The 18,224-nt window shown below is 42.8% G+C and carries 20 protein-coding genes and 2 tRNA genes; 14 read left to right on the top strand and 8 right to left on the bottom strand.

Going from position 1 to position 18,224, the window contains the following annotated elements:
* The first annotated feature begins 48 nt into the window (after nt 1-48).
* The 3 genes from nrdR (at nt 49) to ACXHJ1_RS23450 (ending at nt 806) form a co-directional block, all read left to right on the top strand.
* Nucleotides 49-516 (top strand): transcriptional regulator NrdR, encoded by a 468-nt coding sequence (nrdR, locus tag ACXHJ1_RS23460; RefSeq protein WP_013370366.1) that lies wholly within the window; start codon nt 49-51, stop codon nt 514-516.
* Between the two features lie 130 nt (nt 517-646).
* Nucleotides 647-722 (top strand) — tRNA-Ala (locus ACXHJ1_RS23455).
* An 11-nt stretch (nt 723-733) separates the two neighbouring features.
* Nucleotides 734-806 (top strand) — tRNA-Lys (locus ACXHJ1_RS23450).
* An 85-nt stretch (nt 807-891) separates the two neighbouring features.
* Here ACXHJ1_RS23450 and ACXHJ1_RS23445 read toward each other — a convergent pair.
* The 3 genes from ACXHJ1_RS23445 to ACXHJ1_RS23435 are packed head-to-tail and all read right to left on the bottom strand — an operon-like array spanning nt 892 to nt 3,321.
* Nucleotides 892-1,896 carry an alpha/beta hydrolase family protein gene (locus ACXHJ1_RS23445; RefSeq protein ID WP_107734364.1) on the bottom strand — a complete coding sequence of 335 codons (1,005 nt, stop codon included), beginning with the start codon at nt 1,894-1,896 and terminating at the stop codon, nt 892-894.
* Nucleotides 1,880-2,545 carry a GNAT family N-acetyltransferase gene (locus tag ACXHJ1_RS23440; protein WP_153795033.1) on the bottom strand — a complete coding sequence of 222 codons (666 nt, stop codon included), beginning with the start codon at nt 2,543-2,545 and terminating at the stop codon, nt 1,880-1,882. Before ACXHJ1_RS23440 ends, ACXHJ1_RS23445 begins: the two co-directional genes overlap by 17 nt.
* Entirely contained in the window at nt 2,542-3,321 is a 780-nt protein-coding gene (locus tag ACXHJ1_RS23435; RefSeq protein WP_457905312.1) for a helix-turn-helix domain-containing protein, read from the bottom strand. The genes ACXHJ1_RS23440 and ACXHJ1_RS23435 overlap by 4 nt, the downstream gene beginning before the upstream one ends.
* Nucleotides 3,322-3,497: 176 nt before the next feature.
* Between ACXHJ1_RS23435 and ACXHJ1_RS23430 the strand changes: the two genes are divergently transcribed.
* The 4 genes from ACXHJ1_RS23430 to ACXHJ1_RS23415 all read left to right on the top strand — a co-directional run bounded on the left by ACXHJ1_RS23430 (nt 3,498) and on the right by ACXHJ1_RS23415 (nt 6,460).
* Complete coding sequence (locus ACXHJ1_RS23430) at nt 3,498-4,376, top strand: radical SAM/SPASM domain-containing protein (RefSeq protein ID WP_016819646.1); 879 nt, start codon at nt 3,498-3,500, stop codon at nt 4,374-4,376.
* Nucleotides 4,377-4,477: 101 nt separating this feature from the next.
* Entirely contained in the window at nt 4,478-4,894 is a 417-nt protein-coding gene (locus ACXHJ1_RS23425; RefSeq protein ID WP_457905311.1) for a hypothetical protein, read from the top strand.
* Nucleotides 4,895-4,960: 66 nt separating this feature from the next.
* Entirely contained in the window at nt 4,961-6,238 is a 1,278-nt protein-coding gene (locus ACXHJ1_RS23420) for an AraC family transcriptional regulator (protein ID WP_457905310.1), read from the top strand.
* A gap of 3 nt (nt 6,239-6,241) precedes the next feature.
* A complete protein-coding gene (locus ACXHJ1_RS23415; protein WP_457905309.1) occupies nt 6,242-6,460 on the top strand; it encodes a hypothetical protein in 219 nt (72 codons plus the stop codon).
* Between the two features lie 124 nt (nt 6,461-6,584).
* On the opposite strand, the gene ACXHJ1_RS23410 is transcribed toward ACXHJ1_RS23415, so the two are convergent.
* From ACXHJ1_RS23410 to ACXHJ1_RS23395, 4 genes are all read right to left on the bottom strand, one after another.
* On the bottom strand, nt 6,585-7,721 hold the full coding sequence (locus tag ACXHJ1_RS23410; protein WP_107734360.1) for a hypothetical protein: 1,137 nt from the start codon (nt 7,719-7,721) through the stop codon (nt 6,585-6,587).
* 91 nt (nt 7,722-7,812) lie between these two features.
* Nucleotides 7,813-8,223, bottom strand: a complete 411-nt coding sequence (locus ACXHJ1_RS23405; RefSeq protein ID WP_044785449.1) for a DUF4183 domain-containing protein — start codon at nt 8,221-8,223, stop codon at nt 7,813-7,815.
* 89 nt (nt 8,224-8,312) lie between these two features.
* Nucleotides 8,313-9,125, bottom strand: a complete 813-nt coding sequence (locus ACXHJ1_RS23400; RefSeq protein WP_044785451.1) for a DNA alkylation repair protein — start codon at nt 9,123-9,125, stop codon at nt 8,313-8,315.
* A 75-nt stretch (nt 9,126-9,200) separates the two neighbouring features.
* Nucleotides 9,201-9,875, bottom strand: a complete 675-nt coding sequence (locus tag ACXHJ1_RS23395) for a Crp/Fnr family transcriptional regulator (RefSeq protein WP_457905308.1) — start codon at nt 9,873-9,875, stop codon at nt 9,201-9,203.
* Between the two features lie 198 nt (nt 9,876-10,073).
* Between ACXHJ1_RS23395 and ACXHJ1_RS23390 the strand changes: the two genes are divergently transcribed.
* From ACXHJ1_RS23390 to ACXHJ1_RS23375, 4 genes are all read left to right on the top strand, one after another.
* A complete protein-coding gene (locus tag ACXHJ1_RS23390; protein WP_457905307.1) occupies nt 10,074-11,156 on the top strand; it encodes an ankyrin repeat domain-containing protein in 1,083 nt (360 codons plus the stop codon).
* Between the two features lie 417 nt (nt 11,157-11,573).
* Nucleotides 11,574-12,320 carry a DeoR/GlpR family DNA-binding transcription regulator gene (locus tag ACXHJ1_RS23385; protein ID WP_016819655.1) on the top strand — a complete coding sequence of 249 codons (747 nt, stop codon included), beginning with the start codon at nt 11,574-11,576 and terminating at the stop codon, nt 12,318-12,320.
* 2 nt (nt 12,321-12,322) lie between these two features.
* Nucleotides 12,323-13,234 (top strand): 1-phosphofructokinase, encoded by a 912-nt coding sequence (gene pfkB / locus ACXHJ1_RS23380; protein WP_044785455.1) that lies wholly within the window; start codon nt 12,323-12,325, stop codon nt 13,232-13,234.
* Between the two features lie 67 nt (nt 13,235-13,301).
* Nucleotides 13,302-15,212, top strand: coding sequence for a PTS fructose transporter subunit IIABC (locus tag ACXHJ1_RS23375; protein ID WP_457905306.1), 1,911 nt, complete (start codon nt 13,302-13,304; stop codon nt 15,210-15,212).
* Between the two features lie 124 nt (nt 15,213-15,336).
* Here ACXHJ1_RS23375 and ACXHJ1_RS23370 read toward each other — a convergent pair whose 3' ends face one another.
* The gene (locus tag ACXHJ1_RS23370) at nt 15,337-16,227 is read right to left on the bottom strand and encodes a LysR family transcriptional regulator (protein ID WP_457905305.1); all 891 of its coding nucleotides are present in this window, start codon (nt 16,225-16,227) and stop codon (nt 15,337-15,339) included.
* A 112-nt stretch (nt 16,228-16,339) separates the two neighbouring features.
* Here ACXHJ1_RS23370 and ACXHJ1_RS23365 point away from each other — a divergent pair, with 112 nt between their 5' ends.
* The 3 genes from ACXHJ1_RS23365 (at nt 16,340) to licT (ending at nt 18,160) form a co-directional block, all read left to right on the top strand.
* The gene (locus ACXHJ1_RS23365; protein WP_457905304.1) at nt 16,340-16,726 is read left to right on the top strand and encodes a tautomerase family protein; all 387 of its coding nucleotides are present in this window, start codon (nt 16,340-16,342) and stop codon (nt 16,724-16,726) included.
* Nucleotides 16,723-17,058 carry a carboxymuconolactone decarboxylase family protein gene (locus ACXHJ1_RS23360; RefSeq protein WP_457905303.1) on the top strand — a complete coding sequence of 112 codons (336 nt, stop codon included), beginning with the start codon at nt 16,723-16,725 and terminating at the stop codon, nt 17,056-17,058. The genes ACXHJ1_RS23365 and ACXHJ1_RS23360 overlap by 4 nt, the downstream gene beginning before the upstream one ends.
* A gap of 244 nt (nt 17,059-17,302) precedes the next feature.
* Nucleotides 17,303-18,160 (top strand): BglG family transcription antiterminator LicT, encoded by an 858-nt coding sequence (licT, locus tag ACXHJ1_RS23355; RefSeq protein ID WP_019686863.1) that lies wholly within the window; start codon nt 17,303-17,305, stop codon nt 18,158-18,160.
* Nucleotides 18,161-18,224: the final 64 nt, after the last annotated feature.

Here is an 18,224-nt window from a genome sequence, read left to right as displayed (position 1 = left end):
TTACTAAAAAGCTTCGGGAATTTATTGGAAAAAGGAAGTGATGAGATTATGAAGTGCCCGTATTGCGCTTACAACGGCACGAAAGTGTTGGATTCGCGACCAGCGAATGATAATAAGTCCATCCGACGCCGCCGCGAATGCGAACAGTGTGCCAGGCGTTTTACCACCTTTGAAATGGTGGAAGAGACCCCACTGATGGTCATCAAAAAAGATGGCAGCCGTGAAGAGTTTAGCCGTGATAAAATGCTGCGCGGTCTCATTCGAGCCTGTGAGAAGCGTCCAGTATCAGTCGAGCAGCTCGATCTGATTGTATCTCAGGTGGAGAACGCCATTCGCAACACTGCAGCCACAGAGGTGGATAGCCAGCAGATTGGTGAGCTGGTCATGGAACAGCTCTATCCTGTGGATGAAGTGGCCTACGTACGCTTTGCGTCCGTCTATCGGCAGTTCAAAGACATCAATATGTTTATGAAGGAACTGAAAACACTGTTATCCAAAGATACAGACAGCGACTGATCGCTGACTGTATCTTTTTAGGGCCGTGGCGGGAAGATGTTAATATTTTTTTTATAAAAGTATTGACACAGGGTCGAATATTTTATATGATATAGAAGTCGCTTGAAACGTTAATTAACTTACATGAGACGGGGCCTTAGCTCAGCTGGGAGAGCGCATCGCTGGCAGCGATGAGGTCAGGGGTTCGATCCCCCTAGGCTCCACCATAATTTTATATGGACTCTTAGCTCAGTTGGTAGAGCAGTTGACTCTTAATCAATTGGTCCAGGGTTCGAGTCCCTGAGAGTCCATCCTTTAAAAAAACGGCAGAAATGCCGTTTTTTTGCTGTTTATATATCTATTCCCGGTCTAATAGAGTATACAGCAGTTCCAAGCTTAATGCTGACTAACAAAATCGGCGAGAATTTGTAGATAATCATCACTCACCAATTGTCTGGGGGCAAATACGGCGGTTAAGAAGGTTAGGGACTTGGAATGCGTGATGTACTCATTCATCATGGAATGGTCAACTTTTGGCAAATGAATGACAGACAGCAGCTCTGGAGATATCTTTTGGCGATATACTCGCTCGGTGTCTTTTACATCTACGTTCATATCTTTCCCAGCCAGAACCAAGAGTACAGGAGATTTAAAGTAGCTTAATTCTTCCGTAGAATCAGAACGAAAATTTTTGCCTATAAAGCTCCATCTTTCTTTGGAAATGATATCGTTAGGACTGGCTATGCTTAGGTATTCTTCATAGGAAGCATGATTTTTCAGTAATTGTAGAACCTTATGGTCGTAGTCCAGTCTCTTTTTAATTTGCTGCGGGCTAGCTCCTTCTTGTTCCAACTCTTTTTTTGTGTTAAATCGCCCTTGTGTAATCCAATTCACAGCCGGCGATACAAGGATGCTGAATGCAATATCATGCTCCTCTTTAACGATTTTCGGAATGACCCAGCCTGCTTGACTGGCTCCCCAAAGGCCGATTTTGTGCTTATCAATCATCGGTAAGGTTTTGGCCCAGTCAACTGCATATCGAATCTCCTGTGCCCGGTCCTCCATACTTTGCTCCAGCCAATCGCCTGGAGCGCGGTTAATACCGGGCTTATTCAGGGATAAGGAAGCATACCCCTTAGAAGCAAACCTTTCCCACAGTGGTTTGTATCCATCATCATAGGTGTCATTGATTGGACCATCTCCATGGACAAAAACAACCAATCCAACCTTTCCCGAGTAGTTTTTAGGCAAAGCCAGTGTACCTGTTAATACTCCTTTGGGAGTTGCAATTTGTATTTTTTCTTCCGTCATCTTGTAGGAATTTTGATATAAAACAATCAATATCAAGGCAACAGCCAGACCTGCCGCAATACCAAGGGTAAGTTTATATGTTTTTTTCAATGCTGTTCTCTCCTCGAATGCAGTTTTGTTCTTTCCAGCTCATTAGATGCCATACAGGCTCCTTGAACCAAAAATGCCGCCAACCATTATATCGGGACTGCTCTATTTCAAACGCTAGATTGCGGTACAAGCGGATAGCCTGCCGATTCTGATGTGCTACATAAAGTGTCAACGTATGGAACCCGGATTCAACCGTAAACCGCTGTGCGAAAGCTAGAAAATGTCGCCCGATCCCTTGATTGCGATGACTTGAGCGAATCGCCAAATGATCAATGTAACACTCATCTATGGCAGGTTTATAGTCCAGCGCATACATGCCTGTCAAAAATTTAAATACATTGAAGCAGCCAAACTGTATTATAAGCGAAGCCAAAGAAGTGAGATTTGTTTTAGGAAGTGAAGAGGAGGAAGTCTTCCATTTGAGCGAAAGGACACCAACAACATCTTCGTTCTCTTTAACCACAAATTGCTTCCCAGATGTAGAATCAGGATGTTGAACCCAAACCTGCATTAATAAACGCTGTATATCTTGATCCTCCAAAGTAACAAGAGCTTGAAATTTTGCCTTAAACGATTCCACTAAGAGCTTACATACGGCTTCATGGTCTTGCTCTTGATAAGCAACAATGTCATAGGATTGTGGACTCATGTAACGTCCTCCTGCACATCAGAAATTTTTACTTGAATCTCATATTGCAGCTCGTTGCTGTCGAATATGGATAGATAGGATTTTTCCACCACAATGACCTTGCTTAGGCATTCATATTGGTGCTGGGTCGCATAATGCTCCAGTTGTTGGACTTGGTGTTCGATCTCAGCGTCTTCAGTGGCAGAGAAGTGCTTATAAAGATAGCTGCCTTCTTCCAGAATATAGTCAGCTGCTCCTGATGTCGTTTCATAATATAGTTTCACCTGTCCAGAATCAGATAGATAATGTAGATCATTTTCAAATAATTGTGGTGGTGAAGGCCGCTGCTCAAATAGATTCCTGGCCGTGAGTTCTTGATCACTCTCCAATGCAAACCACAGCTTTAAATGTCGAGTGCCCTGCAGCTTGAGTCGATACTCATTGTTTTGCTGGGTAAGGGTATGATGTTCTTTTAGCACTTTGTGAATAAACTGTTCGAGCAACTTTAAGTTAGCGATTTCATCCTGTACCTTCTGTAACGAATGTTCTAAAAGCTGGTTGTAATCATCGGCAGTGTAGGAAGTCATACATTCTTCAATTTGACCGACAGGGATGTTTAGTTTACGTAGCATTAAAATATGGGAAAGTTGATAAATTTCATGAAGTCCGTACATTCGATATTGATTTTCATCTGTATATAACGGATAAAGGATCCCCTTTTCCTCAAAATACCGCAGCTGATGTACAGATACATTCATGAGCTGAGCAAGCTGGCTGATCGTTATGTGTTTTTTCAATGATAGGTCTCCTTACTCATAATTGATAATTGAATAACTTCACTATAAACCTTAGGTCAGACCTAAGGTCAATAGAAAATATCCGCAGAGTTTACCTCTCGTTCATAACCCGTTATAATCATAAGATTAGTGAGCATAAACCAAATGTTCAGGATGAAGGTTAGAATGGGGAAATTATGTTGAAGACATTTAAGAAGGTATACATTGAGATAACAAGCATTTGCAATCTTGCATGCAGTTTTTGCCCTCAGACACAACGTGTCAAAAAATTTATTGATCCAGAAGTCTTTCGGAATGTGCTTGATCAGGTCAAGCCGCATACGGATTACATTTATCTGCATGTCAAAGGAGAGCCTTTGCTCCATCCCAAAATTGATCTTTTGCTGGAGAGTGCGCATGAGAAAGGCTTAAAGGTCAACATTACCACCAATGGTACCTTGCTGCCGAAGACCGGACATAAGCTGCTTGGTCAGCCGGCATTACGGCAGATGAACTTTTCTCTTCATAGTTTTGACGGGCATGAAGGTTCTGTGGATCGAGAAGGTTATTTGGGTCATATTTTCACGTTTGTCAGAGAAGCTGTGAAGCACAATGTCATTATTTCATTCCGTCTCTGGAACCTGACTCAAGATAATTTGACTAATGTGCAGCGTCAGCGCAACCGCGAGACACTGGAGCAATTGGAGCAAGAGTTTGGGCTGGACTATCGGATTGAAGAAAAAGTAATGCCGGGCAGTGGGGTCAAAATCGCCCCCAATGTATATTTGAATCAAGACTACGAATTTGAATGGCCTAGCCTGAGTGCACCAGAAGATGACGGAAAAGGCTTTTGTCATGCGCTTCGCAGTCAAGCGGCGGTTTTGGTGGATGGAACAGTGGTCCCTTGCTGTCTTGATGGGGAGGGCGTCATTAATTTAGGAAATGTGCATGAGCAAACTTTTTCCGAGATCGTGGAAGGTGAGCGTGCAAACCGTCTGTACTTTGGATTCTCCAAGAGAGAAGCAGTGGAAGAGTTGTGCCGAAAATGTGGTTATCGCAAACGATTTGGAACCTAATCATATCGGTGGAAATCCAAGCGACAATTGAATGGTTTACAAAAAAAGATAGCCCTTTACAGGGCTTTTTCTTATATTTGGATGGGGGGTGAGCGGTAGTAATGAAGTTGAACGAACACATTTTATTGTGGAATCATGTGTTTATACAAGTGATGGATGTTCGCCATAAGAAAATGGATAAAGGGGAAGAATTGCGAAACTACAGACTTCCGGTCAGTGCGTTTTTATATACTGTACGCGGAAGTGCGCGGGTATGGTTAGATGACAGTGTTCATAGGGTGGATCGTTTTCATGTCCTGCATGGGGGAAAAGGAATGTGCCTGAGCGTCATGACGGAGGATGTGCTTGAATATTACATCATTCTGTACAAGGCAACTTTGGCCCTACCTGGTCGGAAGGAGATCGCACAATTGCTGGAAAAGGGAAATCCTTTTCAGAATCAGTATGCTTTCGCACCTCATTACCCGCTGCCCCTGTATGATAAAGTGAAGCTGTTGGAGCAAGAATGGCATAAGTGATCGGGACTTGGTAAACTGCACGTCAAAGCTTTATTTCATCATTTTGTCTTCGAATTGTTACATCAATTGGATCGACAAGGCATTCAGCCCCTTAAGCCTGACTTGGTAGCGCAAGCTGTAACTTATATTTGTGAGCATTTTAGTCGGTCTATAACACTAGAGTCCATTGCGGAGGAGCTAGAGTGCAGTACCGGACATTTATCAAGGCTGTTCAAAAGTAAAATGCATACCAGTCCAATTCATTACTTGGGCCAGATACGGGCAAATCGAGCGGCAGAGCTGCTAATGCAGACGGATGCCACTTTGCAGGAGATCGCAGAGCGTGTGGGATATCCAGATGCTCATTCATTAAGTCGCAGCTTCAAGAAATATAAGGGACTATCTCCTGTACGATTCAAAAAAGAACGGCAGCAGCATATCCAGGCGCAAGATCAGGATATGCCCCAAACGAAGCTTAAATATGCCCTTCAGCGGACAGCTTTCACCCGTGATACTGATATTGATTATCAATATCAGTATCATGCGGAAGGGGATTTATTCATGCACGGAAGAGGCAAAATTACAGCAATGATGATCATGTTGTGCTTATCATTGATGCTGGGAGCCTGCTCAGCTCCGACGAATACAAATGGAAGCTCGCAAACGAAAGCTAATCATACAGCGACATCATCCAACAGCGATGGACAAGCGGCAGTACAAGCACAGACCAGAACGGTTAAGACACTAAAAGGCGATGTGGAAGTACCTGCTAACCCGAAACGAGTAGCATCGGATCAGTATATGGGTCATCTTTTAAAACTGGGGATTATACCTGTAGGGGTCAGAAGCTTTATGTTGAATGAGGCTTGGATTGATCAATCGGGATATCCCAAAGAGAAGTTAGCCGGAATCAAAGATCTCGGGGATTTTCCTATGGATTTGGAGGAACTGACCGTACTGCAACCGGATTTAATTATCGGCTCAATTGAAAAGAACATCGACAGCTACCAGAAGGTAGGAACGACTGTGTTCCTGCCGTATTGGGAGGGTGAATCTACAGCGGGACCACTGGATAAATTCCGCAGAATCAGTGAAATATTTGGTAAGCAGAAAGAAGCCGAGCAGTGGATTGCTGAATATGAGAAGAAAGTTGCAGAGGCTAGAACTAAAATTGACGGTATTATTAAAGATGGAGAGACGGTTTCGATCGTACAAGTCGCCAATAAATCAATCTATGTTTTAGCGGCGAAAGGCGGTAACTACGGAAGTCCAACCATATATCAAATGCTACAGCTGCCACCCACTAAGAAAGCATTGAATATGAAAGAAGGATTTGAAAATATTTCGCTTGAGGTTTTACCCTAGTATATGGGAGATCACATCTTTGTATATGGCTCAGAAGATGAAGGGGCCAATCAGATTCTACATAGTGAGCTATGGAAGGGTCTTCCGGCTGTAAAAAAAGGACAGGTGTACATGTACGGTTCATTCAGCGATAAAGGGGATGAGTTTGTGATGGAAGATCCCTATTCGCTGGAGCTTCAACTGGATACTATAGTTAATCTCTTATTAGCCCACAAAAGATAAGAATTAAGGTGATATAGTTCCATTTTAATATGGAGAAGTTTTTAGGATTTCAAGCTGTGATAGTCACATAGAAAAAATCCGCTTTACACAAAGATTTCTAAGTGTTTGGCGGATTTTGTCATGTCTATATTTCTTCTTCTCTATATGTTTTGGTGTATCTTTGAAATTCAGATTTTTGATTATCGTAATAATCAGCTCTCGTCCAAAAAATAATTTGAGAGAAAGAATCGGTATGCTCCAAATAAGTGATTAAATATACAACTTTCACTTTATCGTTCTCTGTCCATACTTCGTATTGCAAGCCTTGATTCCCGTTAATATTGACCTTTATTGGTCCCGTCAATATTATCCCTTTTCCAGACCTTTTAAGTACTAATTGAGCTGAAAACTCAGCGTATTCTTTTAATGTGATCATTGAGGATTTCTCATAAGGTAGTTCAGATTTCCAATCCTTGATGACCACCATGTACGCATCGTTTTTCTCATACCAGGCTTGAATTAACGCATCTGGATTAAGAATTAAACCAGCCTTCCATATATAAGGGAGACGGATTCGTTGCTGGGCATCTTCGCTTTTAAAAGTTTTTAAAATAGTTGTTGAACGAAGATCAGGCTCCACTTGTGAGTCGCTTAATATTTTTAAGGAGCTGGCTATTGTCGCAAATTCGTGATGTTTTTCTATAGCTGAGCCTCCCCTTGAATAGATCAATACTTGAAGATAATGCTGTTTGCTCTCAAACATGGCACTGAAGTAATAGACCTGTTGGCCCTGAAAATTCCCACTATAATCGGCTGTTCTAGCGGTTGTGGAATCAATCTGGATTGGGGTAGTATCCACAGCCTTAAAGTTTTCTAGGCCCAGTGCGGAGATTTCTTCACGTTGCTGTACGAATTCGTCGAGCGTCATATTATTTGCAAAAGCTGACTTGGGGACACGGAAAACCAGACCTACGTTCTTTTTTTCTTTGTCACAAACACTAAGCACTGAATCCAGTTGTCCTTGTTTAAATTTACGCCAGCCAGCGGGAATGGTGAGAGCCACAAGATCCTTATCCGAGGTAACGGCATGAGCTGACGACTCTGTGACGTGTGGGACAGGTTGACTTTCTTTGTCCACAACGGCTGTATTATGAGTCGTATTGTCTACATTAGAATTCATTTGGACTGTAGTTACAGCATTTTTGGAATTGCAACTGGTAAGAATGAATAGTGCTATAAGTGCAATAATATAAAATCGAAAATAGGCAAAACTAAATCGCATGGAAATAACTCCCTCTGTTTCATATTTATAAAGGGAATTTTACCCTTTTATTAAATTATAAAAAAGAGGCGTTTGTCCTGTTTTACGTAGCTCAGTCGCTTATTGTGGTCGTTACGGTGACGTTGTTGACAGATGTTGAGGAAGCGCTGGTGTTGAAATTGATCACCTCAATAACTACGGTAGCGCCAACTAACAAGCCAGTATTTATGATTAGATTAGTAGGAGAAAGTGTCGTTAATCCGCCTCGCTGCAACGTTCCATTCACGAATACATTGTAGTAACCGTTACTGGTCGGAACCACCAGACTGTTTGCCGCAACTGAAGTCCCACTATCATTCGTAAAATTTTGTGCCGGGATGGTGGTCACTCCCCCTAGGATGTTGCCGAGCACAACAACGGCTGTGTACCGATTGACAATTGGAGTGACATTTATATTCGTGGTGATGGCAGTGTCTCCAGATACAACACTGTCTGCTTCCAGATAGATTCGGATAATAGACATAGGAATTCCTCCATTCCTAATATTCCAGATGTATCTCATAGTTTATGTAAATATTCTAGCTATGGATTGGATGGGGAGGAGTCTCCAGATTATTCCATTTTGTTCAAGCTTCTTTGTGCCCGAGTTACTATTCGCTTCGTTTCCTTTGTATCTGAAGCCAACAGCCATGTATCACATACCTGAATTACCCATTCCGGGTTAGTTTTGCTGGCATCATTCAGCCAATTGCCCACCGAGTCTTGAACATATTTGACAGGGTCAGATTGAACCACTTCCAAAAGTGGAAGGGCTAACTCGGGATGTTCTTTTAGTTCAGGGATGTGTTTGGCCCAAACGCCTTGTGGCCGGGTTAATTCTATAGCAAAACGACGTATGTTAGCATCCTTGTTTCGCATCCAGCTGTTTAACAGCACAAGCGCCTCATCCAGTTGCAAGGATATAGGTTCTCTCATTGCCATCCAGGCAATTTCACGTACTCCGAAATGGGAATCTGCTGCAAATGGTCGAATATCAGCTAATTTTTCTTCTAGACTTAAACGGGAATCTACCCCGATGATGTAGGCAGCCCAGCAGCGAATGCTATCTGAAAGATGAGAGGCCATCGCGTCAAAGATACGAGTACGCTCTTCTAACGTTTGTTGCTCAAACACATGAAGCCATGCTTGTGCTATTGCGGGTATTATTTTCATGATCTTTTTTTCCTTCAGATGATCCAATTCAGTCAAGAAGACATTGAATGATCGCTGCAATCCAAACTCATCAAGAGCGTTCCGCAGAAGTACAATATGATCTACAGCCAGCCATTCGGTAAGATTCACAGTCTCAAGTTGTCCCTGTTGTAGCAATTGAAGTACATCAGTAGGGATATCTGTTCTTTTGCGAGCCCCTTTGCGGTGTAGCATTTCATCACTCCATATCGTATATTTGCTGGTAGGTATACGATAATTCTTTTGTCAGGAGGAAAGATGTAATGTAGCTTACAACTTCACTAGCTTTTGGCGATGGATGTAAATTGTCTTAAAGCCGGTCTTAATGACCCTTTCTTTGACGAGCTCCTGTAGAGCGGTTGTTACAGCCTCACGGGTGGCTCCAACCAAATGTGCTATTTCCTGGTGAGAAAGCGGGAAATCAATTTTGTAATACTCATCATGACTTTGAAGGGCAAATTGATCGCATAATTTTAAAAGAACATATAAAATTTTATCCTGTAAATTTCCCAAGGCTAAATGCTGGGCCAGACTACTCATTCCTGAGATTCGGTCACTTAGCACCTTGATCATGTTCATCATAAACCGGGGATGTTGTATTAAAAAATGCTCAAAGCGGTCTTTGTCCATCCGGCAGATATCGCATTCTTCTATCGTTTCTATATACATATCCCTTGTCCCTAATGAAATCATATCCATTTCACCAAATACATTCCCCTCATTGAGGATATCCAAAGTAAATTGCTTCCCGTCAGCATTTAGCTTATATAGACGTACTTTTCCCTTCTTCACAAAATAAAGCCCTTCGGAAAAGGTATCTGGGGTTTGAATAAATGTATTTTTTGGTAGAGTCGTAATGGAGGTCATTTGATCCATTTCAATCAAATCTTCTCGTGAGAGACTATGCAGCAAATTGAATTGGGATAAGTATTGAAGGCTATTCATATGTTCTCCTTTTCGTTACATCGAGTATAAAGAATCAACTACAATTATAGCTTCTATAAGGCATATTCACCTATACTCTCAATTGTTTGCATGAGAGTGAGCAAATAAACTGGGGAAGCAGGCGTATTTAAGTAAATGAAAGATTGGTATAGAATAGTTGTACATGAATAGCAGATACATAAAGAGTGAGGGTATACGATGATCCAATTAAAAGATATCGGCAAATTTGACGGTCTTCCAAAAATCGCAATACATATTGTAGAAGGCAATATGTCGGCTTTACGCCAAGCGTTGACCGAAGGCTGGGATATCGAACAAGAAATTAAACTCAGCAAATATACGACGTTAAGTCCATTAGACCTTGCGCTCATCTGCGAGCAATTGGATGTGTTGAAGCTGTTGGTGGAGCAAGGTGTTCAACTTAATGCAAAAGATCGTCCCGCATTTTTAACAGCTGTTCGTTATTGTTCAGAAGAAATTGTCCGCTATGTGGTGGCCCATGGTGCCAAGCTGGACGGAAAAAATCAGGTCAAAGCCGGTGCCTATGAGCAAGCCTACTATGGCAATAAAAAGAATATCTTGCTGATTCACGAACTTGGCCTCGATGTAAAGCAGCACGGTGGGGCAACGCTGCGCAACGCAGTTAGTAAACATGATCTGAACACAGTGGCACTACTGTTGGAGCATGGTGCGGATATTAATTACAATGCCCCTAATATGGTATATCCCTATAAAGCGACTCCTTTAACTGTGGCAGCACGAAATAATGATTTTGCGATGGTTAAGTACCTGGTAGAGTATGGAGCTGATGTGACACTGGCAGAAAAGGATGGAGATCGGGCATATACGATTGCTGTTAGCAATAAGAACGTGGAAATGGCCGAATATCTAAAGTCTGTGGAACCACCAGCGTTTCATAATCTGGAGAATAAACGACATACCTTAAAAAGCTACAAGCTTCCTAAGGATCTTGTAGCCTTTCTGATGGGAGATCAGCTCCGTGTGGATCTTCCAGAAAATGATTTTGGTATCCAATTTGTTGAGTTCTTCTCTTTCATAGATACGGTTGAGATGAAGGTGGGACGGCAAAAGCTGTTGCGTTTGTCTCTAAACGTAGATAACTATTCGGATATCCTTTTGGTGTGGAATCCGAAGCACAAGTGTCTTGGTTATTATGACGAGGAGCATCAAGAATATGCGGATGTATGCAGCTTTGCTGAGTTTCTTGCGCAGCCGGAAGATTATCTAGAGAAGATGATTGAGGGTGAATATTTATCCTAATGAGGTGAGCCATGAATGCGGTATGCATGCAATCATGGCTCTTGTTGAGTTAATCCAAGCTTGCAGTACTGATCCTCGCGTCCAGGGCATAAGAAGTTTTATGATTTGCTGGCTGAAGAATCGAGAATTACAGCTACAGCAAATCCAGACCGTAGGGAGCAAGGGATATGATGGGGCATATTAAAGTGTCAGAACGTTTTTGAACGTTTACTGCTGAATTCCTATGTAAGAAGAATGAATTTACATAAAAGTAGCTGAATTTTCTTTAAAATGTAAACGCAATCATGCTTATTGGAGCAGGAATTCACCATTTTGTAAAAAAATGAAGTTGGAATGAATTTTTTTGAATCTTTTTGGAGAAAAATGATTGTTTTTTGCTAGGTTTGTGGTACGATAAGAACAGTTGGGGGAATGAAGATGCTGACGGAAGAAAGATACAAGTTAATAATACAGCGCTTACAAGAGCGTGGTGTTGTAAAATTGCAGGAATTGGCTGATCTCTTGGGAGCTTCTGAGTCAACGATTCGGCGTGATTTGATAGATCTTGAAGGCCGTCAGTTGTTAAAGCGGATTCATGGCGGGGCAACCTTGCTGAATCAGAAAAGTCAGGAACCTGGCATGGAAGAAAAAACATTCAAAAACGTTCAACAAAAAAACGCAGTCGCTCGTATGGCAGCCAAAGAAATTTTGGATGGTGAATGTATCTATCTGGATGCGGGAACAACAACGATGGCGATGATTCCTTACATTGAAGCTAAAGACGTGACGGTCGTGACGAATGGTCTCTCCCACGTAGAAGCACTGGTAAGCAAACGAATTAGAAGCTATCTACTGGGAGGGATGATGAAAATTCATACCAAAGCCGTAATCGGGAGTATTGCCCTACAGAATTTGGACAATTTCCGATTCGACAAGTGCTTTCTGGGAACGAACGGGGTAGACGTGGAGATGGGGTATACCACTCCTGATCCTGAAGAGGCGCTGATCAAGCGGCGTGCCCACCAGCTGTCCGGCAAAACATATGTGTTGGCCGATTCCAGCAAAATTGGAGAAGTAACCTTCGCCAAATTGTTCGAACTCAAGGAAGCTATCCTTATTACTGAATCGGTGCCGGAACGTTCACGCCGATCCATCGCACAGAAAACTAAGATAATCGAGGGATAACGATGATATATACAGTAACGCTGAACCCTTCCATTGATTATATCGTGGAAGTTGACGATTTGAAGCTTGGTGATTTGAACCGGATGAAACGTGATTTAAAACTGCCAGGTGGCAAGGGAATTAATGTATCACGTGTACTAAACCAGTTGGGGGCAGACAGCACGGCGATTGGTTTTCTCGGAGGGTTCACAGGCAGGTTTATCGACGATACATTGCGGGAAGAATCCATTAAAACTGATTTTGTAATGATCGAAGATGATACACGGATCAATATTAAGCTCAAGCATGGTGATGAAACGGAAATTAACGGTTTGGGGCCTGCGATTCGTGAGCAAGAAGCCGATGCATTGGTGCAAAAGCTGGCGAGTCTCCAGAAAAATGACATTGTCGTCTTGTCGGGAAGCATCCCGCCATCCCTTGGAGGGGACTTCTACGAGCGACTGATTCGCGTATGTCAGCACACCGGGGCTGAATTCGTTATCGACACCACAGGTGAGGCGCTGATGAAGGCCTTGGTTCATAAACCGCTGCTCATCAAGCCGAATCATCATGAGCTGGCTGAGTTGTTTGGCGTAACTATTCATTCTGAGGAGGAGATCGTCACTTACGGTCGTAAACTACTGGAAGCAGGTGCAAAAAATGTACTCATTTCCATGGCAGGAGAAGGGGCTTTGTTCATTACGGCAGATGAAGTGTATCACGCAAATGTACCGGCAGGAACGGTGAAAAATTCTGTAGGCGCAGGTGATTCTATGATTGCTGGATTCGTGGGTACGCTGGCTCTACATGGCGATCCGATCGAAGCCTTCCGTGCAGGAGTGGCATCCGGAAGCGCAACCGCGTTCTCCGATGATCTGGCTACGAGAGAGAAAATTGAACAATTACGGCCGCAAGTCACGATTTCAAAACGGTAATCTGGCTACAGCATGAGCTTATTATGCGTGTGTCTACACGCTGATCGAACTTAGGAGAGTGTGAACAATGAGAATAACAGACCTGATGATTAAAGAAACGATGATCATGGACCTGCAGGCAACGACAAAGGACGGGGCGATTGAGGAACTCATCACCAGTCTCGAAGCAAGTGGACGTATTAATGACCGGGCCTTGTTCAAAGAAATGATATACAAACGCGAAGCTGAATCCAGCACTGGAATCGGCGGTGGTATTGCGATGCCGCATGCCAAGACGAAAGCCGTGAATGAAGCGACCGTCGTTTTTGCCAAAAGCAGTAAAGGCGTAGAATTCGAATCGCTGGACGGTGAACCCGCGAAGGTATTCTTTATGATTGCAGCTCCAGAGGGAGCAGCAAACACACATCTTCGCACACTGGCTGCCCTTTCTCGGTTGCTCATTGATACTGATTTCATCGACAAGCTGATGAATACACAAACACCGGATGAAGTAACCGAGCTATTTGATACTAAGCAGGCGGAAGAAGAAGCTGCCAAGAAAGAGGCAGCCAAAGCACAGCAAACGCCGGACGTTATCGTTGGCAACCCGGATTCTGATGAGTTTGTAGTTGCGGTGACCGCTTGTCCTACAGGCATTGCGCACACGTTCATGGCTGAAGACGCTCTCATTAAGAAAGCGAAAGAAATGGGAGTCAATATCCGGGTAGAAACGAACGGCTCGGAAGGCGCACAAAACGTACTGACAGCAGATGAAATCCGTCGTGCCAAAGGCGTCATTGTTGCAGCTGACAAGAAGGTTGAAATGGCCAGATTTGACGGTAAACCTGTATTGCAAAGACCGGTAAGTGACGGTATCCGTAAATCTGAAGAACTGATTCGCAAAGCGCTGAACGGCGAAGCACCAATTTACCGTAGTGAAGGTAAAGGCAACGCTGAAGAGTCAAAAGCCGAGAAGACCAGCGTAGGCAGTAAAATTTACAAGGATTTAATGAACGGGATTTCTCATATGTTGCCATTCGTTGTCGGCGGGGGGATCTTGTTAGCGATTTCCTTCTTGATCGAACAAGTGGCTGGAGAAGATAATGTACTATTCCAACTGCTGCAAACGATTGGCGGAGGAACAGGTGCGTTTCACTTCCTGATTCCGATACTGGCCGGATTTATCGCAATGAGCATTGGAGACCGCCCAGCACTGATGCCAGGTATGGTCGGTGGTCTGATGGCTGTAAACTCCAATGCAGGGTTCCTTGGCGGTCTGGCAGCTGGTTTCATGGCCGGTTATGTAGTTATCTTCCTGCGTAAAGCTTTTGCAGGTCTGCCGAAAGCTCTGGATGGTTTAAAACCAATCTTGTTATACCCTGTATTTGGACTCCTAATTTCAGGCGCGATTATGTTCTACCTGTTCGATCCAATTTTTGGTGGTATTAATACTTGGCTTGTCAATGTTCTGAACAATTTGGGAACTGGTAATGCGGTTATTTTGGGTCTGATTCTGGGCGGAATGATGTCGATCGACATGGGCGGACCTTTCAACAAAGCAGCATACGCATTTTCGATCGGTGTCTTTACTTCCAGCGGTAACACAAACGGGGCTATGATGGCAGCTGTTATGGCAGGCGGTATGGTGCCTCCACTGGCGATCGCACTAGCTTCGACGTTCTTCAAAAATAAATTTACCGAGCAAGAACGCAAGTCTGGCTTGACAAACTATGTACTCGGATTGTCCTTCATTACGGAAGGTGCCATTCCATTTGCGGCTGCTGACCCTCTGCGAGTCCTGACCTCTTGTATTGTAGGCTCGGCGATCGCTGGCGGTCTGACGCAATTCTGGCAAATCAATCTTCCAGCTCCGCATGGCGGAATTTTTGTAGCAGCTCTTGCCAACCATGCGTTGCTATTCTTGCTTGCAGTGGCGATCGGCTCCGTGATTTCCGCGCTCATTCTGGGACTGTGGAAAAAACCAGTTGAAACGAAATAACGAGTATCACAAGAGTATAGAAATTAAAAGAGGAGCCGAACTCCTCTTGGTCTTATCATAGGAAAACCGCTAAACACTCGTATATCGAGGTGTTTAGCGGTTTTTTTATGGGCTCATAATATTTTCAGCTCCAACGGGTGTCATTCCCCACTGTTTTTTTAACCAGCTGCATAAACAGCCTTTGGGCCGAAGTCAGGTATTGTGGGTGCTGATTGTTTTGTAATAGTCCGATGGGGATATTGGGGTCTGTTAACTGGAGAGGGATGGTGACCAGGTCCTTCTGCAAAGGCATTGACGACAGAACCACCCCAACCGAAGAAATCGTATGTACGAATGAAGGTATAGATGAGATTTGACTAACGGTATAAAAAAACGGCATCGCCGGGAAGCGCGAAAGCTCCTTCTCCAGTCGTATATGGTACAAGCAGTTCTTACCTCCGACGATAAGCGGATACTCATACAGATCTTCGAGCTGAAGCTCATTTCTTGCCGCGAAGGGATGACTACGGGACACGATAAAAGCAATTTGTTCTTGATACAGAGGTTCGAAATGTAGGGAAGGAATGGAGTGAGGTTCGCCGGAGATTGCAAAATCCAATGTACCGTCCAACAAAGCTTTGGAGAGTGCATCTGTGTTTCCCACTGTAAAATGGCATGTGATTTTCGGTTTATGCTCACGAAACTGTCGTAGAATCAAAGGCAGTGCAGTAGTAGCTACCGTTTCAAGCACACCGATATGGAGCGTGCCAATCTCTTCTTTTTTCAGCGATTTCGCCTGGTCCGTTACAAAATTCCAATGCCGTATAAGTCCGTCAACCTCTTCGGCATATATTTTTCCTGAGGAGGTTAATTCCGCATCCCAGCCTCTTTTAAAAAGCTGAAATCCCAGCTCTTTCTCTAGCCTTTGGATTTGGTTCGTGACTGTAGATTGTGCGTAGTTTAATTTGGCGGCAGCTTTCGAGAAGGTTCCTTCTTCAATAATAGTACGAAACGTAGTTAACTCTTTCAGATCCATACAAACTCATCTCCATCGATAAAGTTGAATATATTTATGATTATTTTCAATTATACAGATGAAGATAAGAAGAGTACAATCATCTTATCCCAACGGATAGGAGAGAATGCATATGCCCTTTGTACGAGTAGGCTATATGGAGCAACAATACACAGAGCAGGACCTGTCTGGCATTAGCCGCTGCATCATGAATGCTTTGATTGAACATTTTCAGGTCCCGCCCAAGGATTATTTTCAGGTTTTTCATGCTCATAAGCAAAGCGAATTTTATTATAGTTCCGATTATTTGAATGTACCCAGAACAGACAAGCTGTTGTACATCCAAATTACGATGGGATCGGGTAGAACTACGGAACAAAAAAAGAGTTTTTACCAAAGGTTAGCCGCACTCATATCTATTGAATGTAAGACTAGACCAGAAGATGTATTTGTGACACTGCTGGAGACTGAATTAGAGGATTGGTCCTTTGGCAACGGACTTGCCCAGATGATTTTATGAAGCATAAATTAATTAGACCGAGTGTTCGGGAAACAATAGGTGATTTTGCACCCGCTTTTGTAAGCTATACGGAGGAAGTTCTTTTTGGAGATGTATGGAGAAGAAGTGAGCTATCTCTTAGGGAACGGAGTCTCATTACAGTTGCTACTCTGGTAGCAGGTGAGCATGTGAATCAACTTCCTTATCATCTGAACCTGGCCAAAGAGAACGGAATTTCGGAGGAAGAATTGATTGAGGTTATTACACAACTAGCCTTTTACGTAGGATGGCCGCGAGCAGCCTCAGCTGTTCAGGTAGCCAAAGATGTATTTTGCAAAGAAAAAGAACGTTAAGCATGAACTTAAATTACCGCTAAGCACAAGGATTTCGAGTGTTTGGCGGTTTTTTGGCATGATTGTATTGTTATTCTGCTTTGAAAGCGGTATAGTAAGAGTAATTGAATGAGGGGCATTGTGCCCTTCGGGATTGTTACTGGTAAGCAGGCGATACCCAAATAATGACTAATGGACTTAGTCGTTATTTGGTTTTTTTTGTTATTACAAACTTTGTCATTACATCAATGAGGTGAGCAGCTAGATGATCATCCGGCAAATATTTAACAACAATGTCATTCGGGCCGAAAATCAGGTAGGTCATGAGTTTGTTGTCATAGGGAACGGTCTGGGTTTTAAAAAGAAAAATGGACAAAGGGTCGATGAAGAAAAGATAGAAAAAACTTTTGTATTAAAGTCCGATAAAATTCCGCAAAAATTAATTGATCTCATTGGGGAAACCTCTGTAGAGTATTTAAAGGTGGCGGATGAAATTGTAGGCAGCGCCAAAAAAGAAATGGGAGATATTTTTAGTGATAATATCTATATTTCGTTGATTGACCATATCCAATTTGCCATCTCTCGATATAGAAAATCCGTGGGACTTAAAAATTCACTGTTATGGCAAATCAAAAAATTTTACAAAAAAGAATTTATGATCGGTATGAATGCATTGGACATCATTCATGCTCAATTTGGCATTCAAATGGATGAGCATGAAGCAAGCTTTATTGCCATGCATTTTGTTAATGCAAGACAAGACGGACAGGGAATGAAACAAACAGTTGAGATTACAGAGGTCATTGATGATATTTTCAATATTGTAACCGATTACTATCAGATTACCCTAGATGAAACCTCATTTAATTATTCGCGATTTATTACACATTTGCAGTACTTTGCCCAACGCTTGCTGAGCAATGAACAAGAGCAATTAGCATCAGGGGATAACTTCTTGTATGACCAAGTCAAAGAGAAATACGAGAGGGCTTTTCAATGCACCCAATTAATTAATCAATACTTGGAATTGAAGCATGAAAGTGCGATGTCGATTGACGAGAAAGTGTATTTGACGATTCATATACAGCGTGTAACCTCCAGAAATGATTTGGCTGATGCTTAGAAAAAAAAGCTTGCAAACGATTTCGGAGTGTTTTATAGTAGGCTCACAACTTAAATTTAAGGAT

It is taken from the genome of Paenibacillus sp. ALE2 (assembly GCF_054113385.1).
Note: the sequence above shows the minus strand (reverse complement) of the source record. Positions and strands in the feature narration are given on the sequence as shown.